Source organism: Oceanobacter sp. 3_MG-2023, from assembly GCF_030688925.1.
In the GTDB taxonomy this organism is placed as follows: domain Bacteria; phylum Pseudomonadota; class Gammaproteobacteria; order Pseudomonadales; family Oceanobacteraceae; genus Oceanobacter.
This window is the reverse complement of record NZ_JAUYVX010000015.1, coordinates 84,780-100,524: the sequence shown is the minus strand read 5'-3', so window position 1 is coordinate 100,524 and position 15,745 is coordinate 84,780. Positions and strand designations below refer to the sequence as shown.

The window sequence follows — 15,745 nt, the reverse complement described above, 5'->3', positions numbered from 1 at the left end:
GTGGTCGTCTCTGTAATTCAACCGCTCAACATGAAGGAGCCGAAGGATGCCTGTGCCAATTCAGCTATATTGCTGCGCGGTTTTGAGTGTGTTTCAAGCCCAAGTAACTTATGTTGTTCAAAGCAGGCCGAGCAGACCGTCAGTATGGCTGTTGGCTACCATTTTGTCAGTGTTGGGTTCATGGGTACAGGCAGGCGAAGAAAGCGTTGATCGGTCTGCAGCGATTAAGCTATTACAGCAGGCCAGCTTTGGCCCTAGTCCTGATAGTATTGCTGCAGTGATGTCGAAGGGCATTGAAGACTGGGTTGATGAGCAGCTGGTACTGCCACAAAAATACAGTCAACTGCAGCGTACGATTCAACTGGCGTTAATGGAGGATCCTTCCCGGAATTGGTTTGAAACATCCAGTTTTAATTCTCAAGCAATACCTCGTGTACGAGACTTTCAGCAATCAGCTTGGTGGGAGCAAGCACTGACAGCTAAGGATCAACTACGCCAGCGAGTGGCTTTTGCATTAAGCCAATTGGTTGTAGTTTCTATTAATGAGCCGCCATTACAGGTGCGAGCAGAAGCCTTGGCGGCATATAACGATTTATTGCTTAAATATGCCTTTGGCAATTATCGGGATCTGCTGTCAGCGGTCACTTATTCTCCGGCAATGGGTATTTATTTGTCTTATCAGGGAAATCGTAAATCAAACCCAAAAACCGAGACATCTCCAGATGAAAACTATGCCCGCGAGCTGATGCAATTATTTACTATCGGGCTGTATAACCTGAATCTGGATGGTTCCATTAAGACAGATAAACAGGGTAATCCGATACCAGTTTATACACAGACAGATGTTATGGAATTGGCCAGAGTATTGACTGGCTGGGACCTACGAGGGAACAAGCACTATGGTGGCAGAAACCAGCGTCAGATTTTGGTTGTTGAGCCACTGGAATTCACCAAAAAGTTCCATGATTTTGGTAGCAAGATACTGTTGGGTGAGCCAATCGAGGCGAACCTGACAGGTAAGGCGGATATTGAAAGAGCCTTGGATATTTTATTTGCCCATCCGAATGTGGGTCCTTTTGTCAGTAAACATCTGATTCAGAGGCTAGTGTCATCGAACCCATCACCAGAGTATATCGGCAGAGTCAGTACTGTGTTTAATGATAATGGCAAAGGAATACGAGGTGATATGGCAGCAATGGTTCGGGCTATTTTACTTGACTCTGAAGCTAGAGACCAAACCTCTGAGGCGATGAAACTGAAAGAGCCAGTGCTGGCATTGTCGGCAGTGTTGAGAATGCTTGATGTTCAGCCTGCAGAGCCTTGGGAATCGATTCATGGTGGGCAGATGCATGATGTGATTTGGTTTCGTGATCTGGGCATTGGCCAAAATGCTTATCGCTCTCCTTCGGTATTCAATTTTTATTCTGCCGATTATCAGCCCTCTGAAGCAGGCTTTGTCGAACGGCAGTGGGTTGCTCCAGAAGCTGAAATTCTGGATGTTGAGGCCTTGGTTGCATTCAGTAATATCCTGCGGCACATATTATTGAGGAATGACAAGCAATCGCTGGCTATTCGAGGTGAAAAATATGCACGTAATATTAATAAACAACGCCGAAGACACCACGTCAATTTATTGGTAGATACTGGACCATGGTTGAAACGACTGGAATTGGCATTGGAAAATGACAGTAATGGAGACTTTTTACGGTTGAATAGCGATAACGTGGCACGCCGTCGAGCACTGGATGCGGTATTGGATCAACTGGAGTTGCCTATGTTAGGGAAAACGATGCCAGAGCCAGCCAGAACACGTCTGATTGAGTATCTTATGGTGCCTCAGCAACCTAAGAATCCTCGTTTGGAAGCACTCCAAATTATAGAAGATAGTATCCGGTTATTGGCTGCCATGCCGGAATATTGGACTCAGAACTAATTTCGAGGAGTATCTACTATGTCAGACCAACGTCCTTTCTGCGGGTCTCGTCGTCACTTTCTGAAACAATTAGCAGCAAGCGGATTATTATCAGCGACGGGAACTGGCATAACACATCGGGCTTGGGGAAATGACTCCGGTTCTTTGTTGTTACCTACAGATACAGGCTATAAGGCTTTGGTTTGTCTGTTTTTATCTGGTGGCAATGATTCCTGGAATTTGTTGATTCCATCCGCAAATGAAAGTAGTGAGGTGGATGTCGGTTATGGTTATCAAACATATGCTTCCCGCCGTGCTGGTATGGCTGTCAAGCAGCAGCAGCTGGATCTCCCTCCTGAGCAGGTTGGTAGTGCAGCAGCGAATCCGTATTATGATCAAAACAATGTCGTTGGTAGCTATTTCAAGGGGGTGTATCGGGTAGGTAAGCAATGGTCGGTTAACGGATGCGCACCAGAATTGGCTCGTTTGCAGCAGCAAAATCAGTTGGCTTGGATTGTTAATTCGGGGGTGTTGGTAAAGCCGATCAATCGTCAACAGTATGGATTGGGAGGCTTACCATCCTTTTTGTTTGCTCATAACCATCAGCAGCGCTATCTAGCGACAGCAGATGGCACAGCTACTGAATCGCTGGGCTGGGCTGGGCGTTTGGCAGACATGTGGCTATCGGGGGCTGCCAAGGGGATTAATAGTGGGCATCTGCTGGGTATGAATATGGCGATAGGGAGGAGAAAGCCGATGTTTGCATCAGCACTGGCTCCAGAGAGAGTTATCCCGATTGGTAAGCCTTTAAAAATGGATAGAATCAGCAAGGTTGGTTCGGAGAATGAACAACACCGAGCTGATGTGCTGAATGCTTTGAATGCTTTTCCTCGTCGAGGTTTATATGAACAACTGTTTGCTAACCGCCAGCAAACGATCATTGAGATGCAGACGTTGCTGGATGTGGAGTGGGGCAATACACAGGACTATTCGTTATTACAATTGGGCAGTTATGGTGAGTCATTGTTCAGCATACCAGACGCCGGTTTGATTGGTCTCAGTAGTGAAGTGCATGCTGGATTGATGCGGCAGCTTGAGACTGTTGCTCGTATGATAGAAATTGGCAAACGGCAAGGTTTACGGCGTCAGGTATTTGCAGTCTCGCTGGGGGGGTTTGATACTCATGCCCAGCAAGCCAATAAACATCCATTGTTATTGCGTAATCTGAGCTTGTCTATCTGGCACTTTCAGCAAGCAATGAAAGAATTAGGCATGGAAAATAATGTTACTCTCTATAGTCAGTCAGATTTTGCCAGAACTCTGCAAAACAATGGTGATGGTACGGACCATGCTTGGGGAGGGCAGCAATTTGTTGTTGGCGGAGCTGTTAACGCTGGTATTTATGGGCAGGTACCGGATTTACGTACAGAAAGTCTGCAGTCTGTGCCAGATAAGCGAGGTCGAATGATCCCGAGTTTGGCCAATGAACAAACGTTGGCTTCTTTGGCAAGCTGGTTCGGTGTTAGTGATTCTGATATGCCGTATTTGTTTCCACATCTGGCTAATTTCCAGAGTTCAGAATCAATATCTTCAGCTTGGCTGGATTTGATGAAGAATGGATAATCTGGATGTTGGACTACATGTATTACAAAAAATAGGGACTGGCTTACTATATAACAAGCCTTCTTGATATTCTGGATATCATTTTTTAGTAATGCCGGCAAGTAACTGCTTTAAATATTGGGCAGATGTATTATTTTATACGTACTATTATTGGGTGGCCTAACCACCATTCCAATAAAGGAGTTGTTATGTCTCAGTCTTTAGTGATCGATTTTGTGTCCGATGTGGTATGTCCCTGGTGTGCCATTGGTCTTGCCAGTCTGGAGCGGGCATTGGAAGCATTGGGTGATGACGTGGATGTTTCGATTCGTTTTCATCCTTTCGAATTGACGCCGGGCATGGGCAGTGAAGGTGAGTATGTCGGGCCATATTTATCAAAAAAATATGGTCTTTCTGCCGCACAGGTAGCCGACAATCAGGCGCAGATTACTGCTCGTGGGGCGGAGGTTGGTTTTGTATTTGATTTTCGGGACGACAGTAAAAAATACAATACTTTCAAGGCGCATCGGTTATTACACTGGGCTGGGTTGCAAGCTGGTGATGCTCAGCTGGCGCTAAAAAAAGCCTTGCTGCTGGCGTATTTCAGCCATAACCAGAATCCGGACGATATTGAATTGTTGTGTGATCTGGCCCAACAGGTGGGGTTGGATGCTGAAGCTGCGCGTAGCGTGCTGGAAAGTAATCAGTATGCTGAAGACGTGCTGGATGCGGAGCAATATTGGCAGCAACAGGGCATCAGTTCGGTGCCAGCGATGATTTTTAATAGTAGCTATCTGGTGTCTGGCGGTCAGCCAGAGGCCGCATTGACTCGGGTGATACAGGAAGTTTTACGACGCTCCGAGGCGGTTGACTAGCCTTTTTAGGCTGGTGGCTGGTGGCTGGTGGCTGGTGGCTGGTCAGGTTGATTGAGTCACCAGTGGTATGTTTTTAGTCAAAGTGGTTTCCAGTTGTACTCAAGAGGTTTAAGTTTGGGCCGTTAATTTCTGACTTTCAGAGTTTTGTTAACGCTTTATTAACCTTTGTTCGTACAGAATTCACCGATAGACATACGGCTGGTTATCAACCCGCTGTACATGTTGATCTGAATTGACTGAGTATGGAAACCTCTATGAAATCCGCTACACGCCTGTATATCGGCTTGCTATTGACCACGACCCTGTTGTGGTTGTTAGCCGATACTCTGCTGCCTGATCCTTTTACCTATTTTTCCTTTCGCCATGTATTTAACCAGTACAGCGGTGTTATCGCGATTACCGTTATGAGCCTGGCCATGATACTGGCCGCCCGTTCTGCCTGGCTGGAAGTCCACCTGAATGGCCTGGACAAGATGTATCGGCTACACAAGTGGCTGGGTATCACGGCATTGGTCGCCTCAGTCTTGCATTGGTGGTTTGCCAAGGGAACCAAATGGATGGTGGGCTGGGGCTGGCTGGAACGACCGGAGCGCGGGCCAAAACCGGAACAGGTGTACGGGCTGATTGAAGGAATATTCCGTAGTGTGCGCAGTCTGGCCAAGGATGTTGGCGAATGGGCGTTTTATGGTGCGGCGTTGTTGATGGTGCTGGCGTTGATCAAGCGCTTTCCCTATCACTGGTTCAAAAAAACGCACACCCTGATTGCGGTAGCGTATCTGGCTCTGGTTTTTCATGCGGTGGTATTGGTGGAGTTCGATTACTGGTCACAACCGATTGGCTGGTTACTGGCTGTGTTGATGTTGGCAGGAACAGCTGCTGCCTTGTGGATTCTGGCAGGCCGAGTCGGCAAAAGCCGCACGGTGGCTGGCCAGGTGGAGGAAGTGACTCGTTATCCGGAGATGCAGTCGATAGCTACCCGTATTCGTCCTGAGCGTGGCTGGCCGGGTCATCAAGCGGGGCAGTTTGCCTTTTTGAAAACCTGCGCTGATGAAGAACCTCATCCTTTTACCATTGCATCGGCCTGGAATCCGGCGGCTCCGGTGTTGGTGTTTATCAGTAAAGCGTTGGGAGATTACACGGCCCGTATGCTGGATGAGCTTGCTCCCGGTACGGCGGTCTCGGTGCAGGGGCCGTATGGTTGTTTCAATTTTGAGGATAGCGCTACGCATCAGATCTGGATTGGTGGGGGGATTGGTATCACGCCTTTTATTGCCCGCATGCAGCAATTACAGCAGCAGCCCGGTTCACAGCAGATTGACCTGTATTATGCGGTGGCCGAGATCAATAGTGACGTTCTCGAGCAGCTGCAAGCTGCTGCTGATCAGGCTGGTGTTACATTACATCTGGTCTTGTCTGGCCAGCACCAGCGTCTGACCGCCGCGCAGATCATGGCGGAGCTGCCGACGTGGCGGCAGGCGAGTGTCTGGTTCTGTGGCCCATCGGTATTTGGTCAGCAACTCAAGCGTGATCTGAGTGCTGCCGGTATGCCCAGGGACCAATTCCATCAGGAGATGTTCGAAATGCGTTAGCCCGGCGAATGCCAGCTGCCTGTTCTGTATGATCACTGCCTGAGGCATATTTATATGCCGTTTAATAAGGGGTACTCCGTGACGGTATGGCGCTGGTTAACACCGGGTTTTGTGTGGCAACAGCTGGACTGTATTGATGATGAGGTGAGGGCGGAAAAAGCAGCGTATACCTTGTCTGATCATCAGTACGAACGGCATCGGGTCTGGATGGTCGTGGGCATTGCCTGTCTGTGTCTGACCTTGGTGCATTACGGTAAATACAGTTCGAATCTGGAAGCCTTGATCCGTTGGCTGGATGCTGGCTGGTCGGCTGACGGGCGCTGGATCAACGATTTTATGCGCAGCCGATATCGGTCGCTGTATGGCTATTGCTGGTGGGGAGGCATCCACCTTGTTGGTTTTATCGTGATACCGATGCTGACCATCAAGTGGCTATTCAAACAGCGATTGGGACAGTATGGCTGGCAATGGGGTGAGGTACACAAGCACTGGCCTGGTTATCTGTTTCTGGCGTTACCGATTATGGGGTTTGCTGTGATCGCCAGTTTTGGGGATGACTTTTCCAGGCATTATCCTTTTTACCAGCAGGCGCATCGTAGCGGCCTGGATTTGCTGTCCTGGGAGCTGATTTATATTACGCAGTTTGTGGCGGTGGAGTTCTTTTTTCGTGGCTATTTGGTGAATGGGTTGCGGCGTCAGTTTGGTAGCCTGTCGGTAGCGGTGATGTGCTTGCCTTACTTGATGCTGCATTTTCCGAAGCTCTGGCCAGAGTCGTTGGGCGCTATTTTATTCGGTTTTTTTCTGGGCATCCTGGCCTTGATGTCACGCTCGATCTGGGGAGGAGTGGCGGTGCACGTGGCGATTGCCCTGACCATGGATCTGGCCGCGCTGATTCAAACGCGCGGTTTGCCAGATCACTGGTAGCTGCATAGACAGGCTGTTTTCTTGCTTCTGGTGTATCTGTTGGGTCTGCTAGTCCGCCAGCTGTTCATACATGATGGCGACTGCGGACATCTTGTTAAAGATGGACTCACTGGTGACGGAAATCACGGTCGGAACAAAATGGCCCTGTTCATCCAGCTTGAAGCCGGAATTGGAGAATTTCCATTGCGACTTCACCTTGGCTAACGCTGTAGAGATCTCAGATGTATTGGCATTTGAGTCGGTCAGGGAGTTAAGGGAATCATCAAATTCTTTGACCGACTGATCAAAATCCTGCTTCAGGTTTTTACCATCGACGTTCCAGTACAGGGCAAAATAATACTTGGCAATTTTTTGTGTCAGGGTGGTGCCGTGTTCTGATACTTCAATCAAGTGAGCAATCGGTGAGTTGGATTGACGGGCGATGGTCGCCACAGCCTTGTCACAAATAACCAGCAATTCTTCACTTTCCTGAATGATGGCGGTAGCGTTGGCCTGATTTGGCGGGGTAATGATGGCACTGCGGTAGTGCTCCCAGACATTACCAATCGCCTGAATGGATTTGCCAGCAGCGTTGTTCTCGGAATATTCCATCAGTGATTGATAGCGGGCTTCAAAGGTGGCAATGCTTTCATCCAGATCTTTCATCGCTTCATCGGGGCGGATACCCGCACCAATAGCCATATAATCCTTGGCCATACGTTGCGATAGCATACACAGGCTTCCGGTCAGGTATTCTGCTTCAGATAGGGTTAAATCGGCTGCGTGTGAACACAGCGGGAAAAGCAAGGAGAGTGTTAAAGCAGAAGAAGCCAGATATTTCATAGGGTCATATTCACAGTATATTAATAGATGCCTTGACCGGAGTGAACGTGCCAATGAGCGCTGGCGTGGCTTACTTTAGGTCAGTAATTGTTAAATTGTAGTACAACAAAAATGTTTGTATGTTTTATTTTGTGATCAGCTTTGTGTCTTTTTGTGAATGCCACAACAGGGGGGCGCAGACCATATCAATAGGCAGTACGAACGGCAGTACGAACAGATCCCACCGTTATCCTGACTGGGCAGTCGGCAGCAGGCTGCGATACATATAGATCGTGGTGTTTGGATTGTGGTGTTAGCGACGATGGCGAGTGGGGTTCGGTGAATCCGCCTGGTAATGCAGTCCCGGGAGTGGCTCCCGGGAGCGTAGATCTTCAAATTTCAAATCAGCTGCACAAACTCAGCGTCATTTTGCATTCTGCCAGTACTTGCTGGGCAAAATTAATATAGTCACGAGTGACCAGACCTTCAGGCATGGATTCACGCAACATCAGTACGATGGTCCAGATCCCTTCGGTTGGCATTTGCATTGGCAAGGAGGCAGAGCAATTGCGAAAACAATGTTGCCCGTCGAGACTTCCCAGTGGTTGGCTGGCAATCAGGTAACCGGAGAAATCACCGCCGCGATAATCCGATTCCAGGGCCCATATTTCCAGTACCAATCCACCGCTGACGCTGTCGGCACTGCGGCGGCTGGCCACCTCGGCAACATCCAGGTAGAGGGTTTCACCTTCAATGTGATAACTACAGACGCCGTTGAGCGCCAGTTCTTTTTCGGCAGATGCCAACGGAATTTGCATCAGAGTAGCCATGAACAATATCCTGCGGGGAGTATAGGAAGGAGGCATATCATAGCAGGGAAAATGACCAACAGCAGAGGGCCGGAACAGATAAAATATCCTGTTTCTGGCCTCTGATATGATTGCTAACGCATGTTAGTTTTTGGTGGGTACTACTTGCGCCTGATTGATGCTGAGGGCCATGGCTTCAGCAACTTTAATGCCGTCGATAGCGGCTGACATAATACCACCGGCATAGCCTGCTCCTTCTCCAGTTGGGAACAATCCCTGAGTATTGATGCTTTGTAATGTCTCGTTATCGCGCTTGATGCTGATGGGAGCGGACGTTCGGGTTTCTACTCCGGTAAGCAGGGCGCCATCGAATGAAAACCCTTTGATTTTCTTGTTGAATTCCGGAATGGCTTCGCGGATTGCATCGATGCAGAAGTCCGGTAACGCTTCGGATAAATCCGTCAGCTTGATGCCTGGTTTGAAAGAGGGTTGTACGGTACCGAGTCGGGCCGGTTTTTCGCCGCGCAAAAACGCGCCAACGGTTTGTGCGGGAGCATCGTAGTTACTGCCGCCCATGACATAGGCATGGCTTTCCAGTTGTCGCTGGAACTCGATTCCCGCCAGTGGGCCGCCAGGATAATCAGAAGGATCGATGCCGACGACGACGGCACTGTTGGCATTACGCTCGTTACGGGAATACTGGCTCATGCCATTGGTAACGACACGGTTTTCTTCCGATGTGGCGGCGACAACGGTGCCACCAGGGCACATACAAAAGCTGTAGACTGAGCGGCCGTTCTTGCAATGGTGTACCAGTTTGTAATCGGCAGCGCCAAGAATCGGGTTACCTGCGTTCGGACCAAAGCGGGCCTTGTCGATGACGGATTGTTCGTGCTCGATGCGAAATCCTACAGAGAAGGGTTTGGCTTCGATATACACCCCCCGATTCAGCAGCATTTCAAAGGTATCACGGGCGCTATGGCCAACGGCAAGGGCAATATGGTGGGCATTGATCCGCTCACCACTGGCCAATGTAACGCCCGTTACCTGGCCGTCGTCAATGTGCAGGTCATCCACCCGGGCGCTGAAACGTATTTCGCCGCCGAGCTCAAGGATGCTGGCGCGCATTTGCTCAACCATGGAGACCAGCCGGAAAGTGCCGATATGAGGCTTGCTGACGTAGAGGATTTCTTCTGGTGCTCCGGCGGCAACAAATTCTTGCAGTACCTTGCGGCTGTACTGTTTGGGGTCTTTGACCTGGCTATAAAGTTTGCCATCTGAAAATGTCCCGGCACCTCCTTCACCAAACTGGACGTTGGATTCGGTATTCAACTCCCGCTTGCGCCAAAAACCGAACGTATCCTTGGTACGTTCGCGGACTTCTTTGCCTCGTTCCAGAATCAGTGGCTTGTAACCCATTTGTGCCAACACCAGACCGGCGAGTAACCCGGCGGGGCCAAAGCCGATAATGACAGGCCGTTCATCCAGAGACGCCGGTGCCTGGGCAACCGGGTGATAGTCCAGATCAGGTGTCGCTTTGACCTGCTGGTGATCGGCGAAGGTTGCCAGTAGCCCGGTTTCGTTTTGTACGTCTACATCCAGTGTATAGATCAGGCGGATTCTGGTTTTTTTGCGGGCATCGTAGCCACGACGAAAGATCTGAAACCCAAGTAACTGCTCTGCCGGTATATTCAACAGCGATAATATGGCGTCTTCCAAAGCCGCATCATCGTGATCTAGGGGAAGCTGGATATTGGACAGTCGTATCATGGGGAATGGGTGTACTCAAAGAATAGGTTGGCATTAAAGGTCGAAATTCTACGTCAAAATGGTGTAAAAATCTGCGCTTGGGCGACCAGAAATGCCCTTGGCCTATTCGCTGAAAAGCGGAGCTATCCCATGGATTCACAAGGCTGCCAGAACGACGTTGGCGGATCGTATCCATTCAGAGGTTGAAATTTTCCGGCGAACCAAAGAGCATGGGCGCATTACATTATAAGGTGTTGTTATGTTGTCTTTTTTTCGTACGGTCAGCTTGCTGGAAGGATTGTCGTATCTGGTAATCTTGAGTGTCACTCTGGGGCTGATTTCACGTGATTATGTCTCTCTGTTAGGGATGACACACGGCGTGTTGTTTATGCTGTACATGGTCTGCTCGCTGCTGGTAGTCAATAAGCAACAGTGGTCAGTTGGTGTTTGGGTGCTGGTGTTGCTGGCTTCTTTGATCCCCTTTGCTTTTATTCCGGTTGAACTCTTTTTACGTAAACAAGCGGTGCGCCCGGTAGCTGCTTCCTAGCCTGCAGCAACAGGGGGTGATTCGGATATGATCTGGCGCAGCGGTCTCGTTCAAGGGCTGCGCCAGAGACGGATTACCGTATGACTACGGTACCGGTATGGTCAGATACGTTGCAGTTGCTTTTCCAGGTCATGCACCTTGCGGCGAGCAAGTGCCAGGTTGGAGGTACTTTTGTTCAGTACCAGGTAGAGGAACAGCCCTTCGTTGCTGATGCTGGGGCAAATAATATGTAACTGGCTCTCCAGCGTGATCAGAATATCTTCAATTCTTCCTTGGACCCCCAGGCTGGCCATCACTTTTAACTTGGCTTTGACTACTTCACTGTTGCCTGCGGCAGCCAATTCCAGGTCGACGCCACTGCCGGCACTGCCCAATAGCATGCCTGATGTGTAATCGACTACGGCAGCTCCCATTGCACCGTCAATATTTGCCATGCCGTTGACGGTATCACTGATCGTTAACATATGGATCTCCTTATCGTATTTTATGATGTGTGGTGCTCTAAAATATTCTATATGGCGATTGTTACTCTCTGATTTCAATTCGTTTTATAATTGCTCTCAATTGGCCAATGTTCATGCTGTCTGTTGCAGAAGCTGTCAATATATAATCATTTTCCTGGATCGTTAAGGATGTAAATATGATATTTCCATTGTCAGACTCAATGAATGCTGTCTGAAACGGCTTGGATAAAATTTGGCGTGCAACTGCATTACTGACGGAGTAAAGGGTGCTGGAGGCTGCAGCCATGGTATCGGCTTCAAATGATATGCCATTTTTGAGAATGTTGATAACAGGAAAGCCATCGAGTGTAGACAGACATAGGCATTCTATCTCACTGTGTCTTGCCAAGTGTTCTGAGAATATTGCTTTTATTTTTTGATGTAAATTGTCAGAAATCATCATTGGGGTTGGCCTCTGTTGTTATACATTCTTCATCTATTTGAAGCGACAAGAATATTTCCAATAATAACAATGAAGACTCCTTGTCTCGAGGGTCTACCGGGATGATAGGGGCAACCAATTGATGTTTGGATAAAACATGTTCAATATAATCGATTAATACTTCCATATCATCAGTTGGAGCCTGTTCACAGTGACTGATACCGATAATCAGTGGCGTTTTGGTCTGGCCTGGCTGGAAAAAGGTGAGAATCTGGTCGAGTTCCTCCAGGTTAAGGCCGTCACCGTATTTTACCAGGATAAATAATCCCCATAGGCCATTGCGAACCATATTCCACAGCATGCTGAAGCGCTTTTGTCCTGGTAGTCCATATAAACCAAGAGCGGTCTGTTCATCGAGTGACAGGCGGCCGTAGTCGATGCCAACGGTTGTAAACTCTTTACCAATATCGACGCTGGAGCGGGCTTCAGTAGCGAAGGGTGAAATTTCACTGATGGTTTGGATGATCTGGGTCTTTCCAGCGCCTACTTCGCCAACAATTGCCAGTTTTTTATAAATTCGATCCATCTTTACATCGCCTTGCGGGAACTGGTTAGAAAGCGCTTCATCAGTGAACCAAAACGATCCAGTGGGGCGGGCTGGCTAACAGATTTTTCAGCTACCTTGAGGTGTTGTTCTGCTGGTGCTTCATTGACGATCAGGACCCCCAGCTTGATGAGTGCCGACAGTAATGCTTTCAGCTCGGGTTCCGATGTCCAGATACCCTTGTTGTATAAGGTCTGATAGGAAATCTTATGATGACTTAATAAACTGCAGGTTTTCATGATGGGGGGCGTGAGTTGTAACTGGGTCGGTTTTGGCCAGGCTGAAAGACTCAATAATTTATGTTCAAAATCAATACTGGCGGGTGATTGTGGCGACTTAGTACAGGCAAGAGGAGCCGCTTCAGATATACTGGGATGCGAATGTTCTGGAGGTTCGGATGGTTTGGCTGAGGGGAAAAAAGTATCAAAAATAAGCTGATCTTCTGGTGAGCCAAGAGTGATAGAAGGAATGACTTTTTTCCTGAGATTGAAAAGATAGTCAGCATGGGCTTCAGATTGCTTGTCAAAAAACTTCAATCGCCAATGAGTAAATATTACCTTGTTGATATTCTGATTGAACAAAATGGAAATATATTTAATACGATGGTCACGCCGGATTCGATACAGGTTGGTGGCTAAACTGTCAGGGTTGCCTTCAAGAATCAGCAGGAAATTATCATCAAAAGCAATAAATATACCATTTGACTCATGTGACAATCTGTACGATCTTAGTTCGTTGAATATATCGAGAATATAGGCTGAGTGATTGTCAAAAGCCCCGGTCTGAAGGGTTCCTATGCATCCAATTCGCTTCATAATATTTGACCACCTTTCCTTTGTAGGCTATTTGAACGATCACTTATGGGCCATTGACTATGGCATGACTGCTATAAACACGTGGTGCTATGCGATATCTAAGGCTGATTGATCATGGTCACTGCTCCTGAATGAACTTACTCTCCCTTAAGTCATTACATTATAAATGGTTATTACTCCTTTAAAGATAGTTGGGTAGCTGGATGCAGACTTTAAAAATCGTTGCGCGGTGCTTCGGTCTGCTGTGATTTTTTGATGCTAGCAGCCATTGCATCAGGCATCAACCGGTTTTGGGGTTGGTTGGCAGGTACTCATTGAGATACTTATTAATAGTCAGGAAGGTTCCGATACTTCGGATAAATTTCCCTTATATCTACTTCTACGGAGTAGTAATGGCTGGACTGCTCTGCTTGGAGATAGTTCCCAATTAAAAAGCCAAAGTGTCAGGGAATTGCCATGTACTGTGTAACGGTGCAAAGCTGTGCAATACCTGTCCTGGTGTCATTTTTAACAGCTGATTATTTCCTATACTCGGTACAACGCTGATGATTTGAATCATTCAGCCATGAGCTCCAACAGGAGCAAGGAATCGACAGGAGATAATCATGACACATATTTTAACGAACTCTCGTAAAGCAGTTGCTGGTGGCATGCTGGCTATTTTGCTGGGCACCACATCGATCATGGCGATAGCGGCTGATGACCGACCAGATAAAGCCAAGGGCATGAAGGATGGCCAGGCTTGCGTTGACGAAAGAAGTGGTGGTTTTGGAATGCATCGTCGCGATCAAGACGGTATGGGTATGGGTATGGGCCAGGGCATGGAACGCATGGACGGACGGTACAAATTGGCGTTTCGTGGCCTCGACTTGACGGATAAGCAACGTGACGATATTCGGGATATCCGCGATAGCATGCAGAAAGATCGTTGGGCTGTGACTGGTAAAATGATGGATGCGCACAACAAGATTCGTGATTTGCGCGAGGCCGATAAGTTTGATGCAAAAGCCATCAACAAAGCCTACGAAGAGCTGGCTGAGCTGTACCAGGAAATGTTCATGATTGGTGTTCAGGCCAAAACCAGCATGGTGTCTTTGTTGACTACTGAACAGCGTCAGCAATTGAAGGAAGAGCGTCATCATGGTGCTCGCGGCTAATGGCTTAGTCTCTGGGCTTTTCTGATTTGGCTCCACGCCTGCGCGTGGAGCTTGTTTGCTTCGTACCACATCTGCAATACATCCTTCTGTATCACCCCTCTATCAATCCAGATCGGCAGTTTGGGCTTTTCAAGCCACTGTGATGGTTGTGTATGTCAGTACCAATAAAAGCATATCTAAAAGATATATTTTGTATATACTATTGCTATCTTTGGACGTGAGGGGATTTCCATGGCTGTAGATGAAACGGATAACAAGCCTGCCAGGCGTAAGGCAAGTAAGAAAGATGCCCAACTGCTTATTCGTATCAGCAGCGCAGAGCGGGATGAATTCATCAGTCTTTGCGAAGAGCTGGATACCAGTGCAGCCCGAGAGATCCGCCGGTTTATTCGTACGTTTGTACGAGAAAACACCCACGATTGAAGATAATTCACGCGTAACAATATCAGTCAGTAGTACTGACAGGAGCGATAAGTATGAGCAAGAAAACCAACGTATCCAAAAAAGTCGTTAGCCTGAAGAAAGCGATCAAGGCACGCAAAGCCAAAGTTGCCAAGCATGAAGGCAAACTGAAGCAACTGAAAAAGCAGCTGAAAAAAGCCGCTTGATATCCGTGATCGTCATGGCCGTTTAGCCTGCCATGAACGTGACCGCGACACTGCCAGTCTGGCGGTGACAGAACCCCGCCTTGTGCGGGGTTCTGCGTTTTGGGGGAAAGCAATCCATTAGCGCCCTCGCTAGCGAATCTCAAGATAAGGCAGCCAGCGTGATTTGGGGTCTGTTTCATCACGTTCTGCTGCGCTGATGGGCGGAATATCGAGGTTGTCCGGGGGAGAAGCCAGCAGGTTCAAATCCACGGCTTGTGCTGTTCCCTTGATGATTCCGTCTTCAATCCGCAAGTCGTAATAAATACCGTTCCAGAAGTTGGCACCAAACTCCGCTGGCTGTTTATACATAAACAGCAGGTCGTGGGAGAGCCAGACAAGGTTGTCCGGGGTCAGGGTATGGGGCTGGGTGTAGGGGTACGACAGATGGCACATCAGTTCTGGCCCTTCGAGGCATTTCATCTCTTTCATGGAGAGGAAAAAGTCCTTGAACTTGTCATGGTGCCGCTGCAGCTGATAGCTGATCTGTGTGCCGCTGGTATCAAACGTCACCCGACCAATATCGATGGCATTGCCTTTTTTATCGATCAGGAAAATGGTTTTTTCACCATCCAGAGCGTTTGCGTAAGCTCCGGGGATATAAACCGTCGTGATGATGAGGAAACTCATCAAAATAAATGCTCTGGCTTGTTGCAACATACAACCTCCTGCAGGGGCGTCGCTTGCGTTGTTATTATTGTGCGATATATGAACAGTCTGGGCAGTGTATCGGGCAGTCAGGGGATTACCATGCTGCTTGGGTACTGGATTGGATGTCGATCAGGTATTAATGGTGGTGAGGCGCTGTTGCCAGGCATGGCAGCTGCAGAGT

At 48.3% G+C, this 15,745-nt stretch carries 17 protein-coding genes; 9 read left to right on the top strand and 8 right to left on the bottom strand.

Going from position 1 to position 15,745, the window contains the following annotated elements:
- The first annotated feature begins 46 nt into the window (after positions 1-46).
- From Q8W32_RS14075 to Q8W32_RS14055, 5 genes are all read left to right on the top strand, one after another.
- Positions 47-1,933, top strand: a complete 1,887-nt coding sequence (locus Q8W32_RS14075; RefSeq protein WP_305415421.1) for a DUF1800 family protein — start codon at positions 47-49, stop codon at positions 1,931-1,933.
- A gap of 18 nt (positions 1,934-1,951) precedes the next feature.
- Positions 1,952-3,535 (top strand): DUF1501 domain-containing protein, encoded by a 1,584-nt coding sequence (locus Q8W32_RS14070; RefSeq protein ID WP_305415420.1) that lies wholly within the window; start codon positions 1,952-1,954, stop codon positions 3,533-3,535.
- Between the two features lie 188 nt (positions 3,536-3,723).
- Positions 3,724-4,389 (top strand): DsbA family oxidoreductase, encoded by a 666-nt coding sequence (locus Q8W32_RS14065; protein ID WP_305415419.1) that lies wholly within the window; start codon positions 3,724-3,726, stop codon positions 4,387-4,389.
- A 254-nt stretch (positions 4,390-4,643) separates the two neighbouring features.
- The gene (locus Q8W32_RS14060; RefSeq protein WP_305415418.1) at positions 4,644-5,978 is read left to right on the top strand and encodes a ferric reductase-like transmembrane domain-containing protein; all 1,335 of its coding nucleotides are present in this window, start codon (positions 4,644-4,646) and stop codon (positions 5,976-5,978) included.
- Between the two features lie 54 nt (positions 5,979-6,032).
- A complete protein-coding gene (locus Q8W32_RS14055; RefSeq protein ID WP_305415417.1) occupies positions 6,033-6,902 on the top strand; it encodes a CPBP family intramembrane glutamic endopeptidase in 870 nt (289 codons plus the stop codon).
- Positions 6,903-6,950: 48 nt separating this feature from the next.
- Here the strand turns inward: Q8W32_RS14055 and Q8W32_RS14050 are convergent, their stop codons facing one another.
- The 3 genes from Q8W32_RS14050 to Q8W32_RS14040 form a co-directional block, all read right to left on the bottom strand.
- On the bottom strand, positions 6,951-7,724 hold the full coding sequence (locus Q8W32_RS14050) for a type IV pili methyl-accepting chemotaxis transducer N-terminal domain-containing protein (RefSeq protein ID WP_303433460.1): 774 nt from the start codon (positions 7,722-7,724) through the stop codon (positions 6,951-6,953).
- 383 nt (positions 7,725-8,107) lie between these two features.
- The gene (locus Q8W32_RS14045; RefSeq protein WP_303433458.1) at positions 8,108-8,533 is read right to left on the bottom strand and encodes a hypothetical protein; all 426 of its coding nucleotides are present in this window, start codon (positions 8,531-8,533) and stop codon (positions 8,108-8,110) included.
- A gap of 123 nt (positions 8,534-8,656) precedes the next feature.
- Positions 8,657-10,282 (bottom strand): NAD(P)/FAD-dependent oxidoreductase, encoded by a 1,626-nt coding sequence (locus Q8W32_RS14040; protein ID WP_305415415.1) that lies wholly within the window; start codon positions 10,280-10,282, stop codon positions 8,657-8,659.
- A gap of 238 nt (positions 10,283-10,520) precedes the next feature.
- On the opposite strand from Q8W32_RS14040, the gene Q8W32_RS14035 reads away from it, so the two are divergent.
- Positions 10,521-10,808 carry a DUF3817 domain-containing protein gene (locus Q8W32_RS14035; protein ID WP_303433455.1) on the top strand — a complete coding sequence of 96 codons (288 nt, stop codon included), beginning with the start codon at positions 10,521-10,523 and terminating at the stop codon, positions 10,806-10,808.
- A 101-nt stretch (positions 10,809-10,909) separates the two neighbouring features.
- Here Q8W32_RS14035 and Q8W32_RS14030 read toward each other — a convergent pair whose 3' ends face one another.
- The 4 genes from Q8W32_RS14030 to Q8W32_RS14015 all read right to left on the bottom strand — a co-directional run bounded on the left by Q8W32_RS14030 (position 10,910) and on the right by Q8W32_RS14015 (position 13,112).
- Entirely contained in the window at positions 10,910-11,272 is a 363-nt protein-coding gene (locus Q8W32_RS14030) for a hypothetical protein (protein ID WP_303433453.1), read from the bottom strand.
- A 61-nt stretch (positions 11,273-11,333) separates the two neighbouring features.
- The gene (locus Q8W32_RS14025; RefSeq protein ID WP_303433452.1) at positions 11,334-11,714 is read right to left on the bottom strand and encodes a roadblock/LC7 domain-containing protein; all 381 of its coding nucleotides are present in this window, start codon (positions 11,712-11,714) and stop codon (positions 11,334-11,336) included.
- Positions 11,701-12,279, bottom strand: coding sequence for an ATP/GTP-binding protein (locus Q8W32_RS14020; protein ID WP_305415414.1), 579 nt, complete (start codon positions 12,277-12,279; stop codon positions 11,701-11,703). Before Q8W32_RS14020 ends, Q8W32_RS14025 begins: the two co-directional genes overlap by 14 nt.
- Before the next feature lie 2 nt (positions 12,280-12,281).
- Positions 12,282-13,112 carry a BLUF domain-containing protein gene (locus Q8W32_RS14015; RefSeq protein WP_305415413.1) on the bottom strand — a complete coding sequence of 277 codons (831 nt, stop codon included), beginning with the start codon at positions 13,110-13,112 and terminating at the stop codon, positions 12,282-12,284.
- A 605-nt stretch (positions 13,113-13,717) separates the two neighbouring features.
- Between Q8W32_RS14015 and Q8W32_RS14010 the strand changes: the two genes are divergently transcribed.
- From Q8W32_RS14010 to Q8W32_RS14000, 3 genes are all read left to right on the top strand, one after another.
- Positions 13,718-14,269 (top strand): Spy/CpxP family protein refolding chaperone, encoded by a 552-nt coding sequence (locus Q8W32_RS14010; RefSeq protein WP_305415412.1) that lies wholly within the window; start codon positions 13,718-13,720, stop codon positions 14,267-14,269.
- Between the two features lie 231 nt (positions 14,270-14,500).
- On the top strand, positions 14,501-14,692 hold the full coding sequence (locus Q8W32_RS14005) for a hypothetical protein (protein ID WP_303433445.1): 192 nt from the start codon (positions 14,501-14,503) through the stop codon (positions 14,690-14,692).
- 53 nt (positions 14,693-14,745) lie between these two features.
- Positions 14,746-14,877: a hypothetical protein gene (locus Q8W32_RS14000; protein WP_303433444.1), complete on the top strand. Its 132-nt coding sequence runs from the start codon at positions 14,746-14,748 to the stop codon at positions 14,875-14,877.
- A gap of 129 nt (positions 14,878-15,006) precedes the next feature.
- Here Q8W32_RS14000 and Q8W32_RS13995 read toward each other — a convergent pair whose 3' ends face one another.
- A complete protein-coding gene (locus Q8W32_RS13995; RefSeq protein WP_305415411.1) occupies positions 15,007-15,573 on the bottom strand; it encodes a hypothetical protein in 567 nt (188 codons plus the stop codon).
- Positions 15,574-15,745 lie beyond the last annotated feature (172 nt).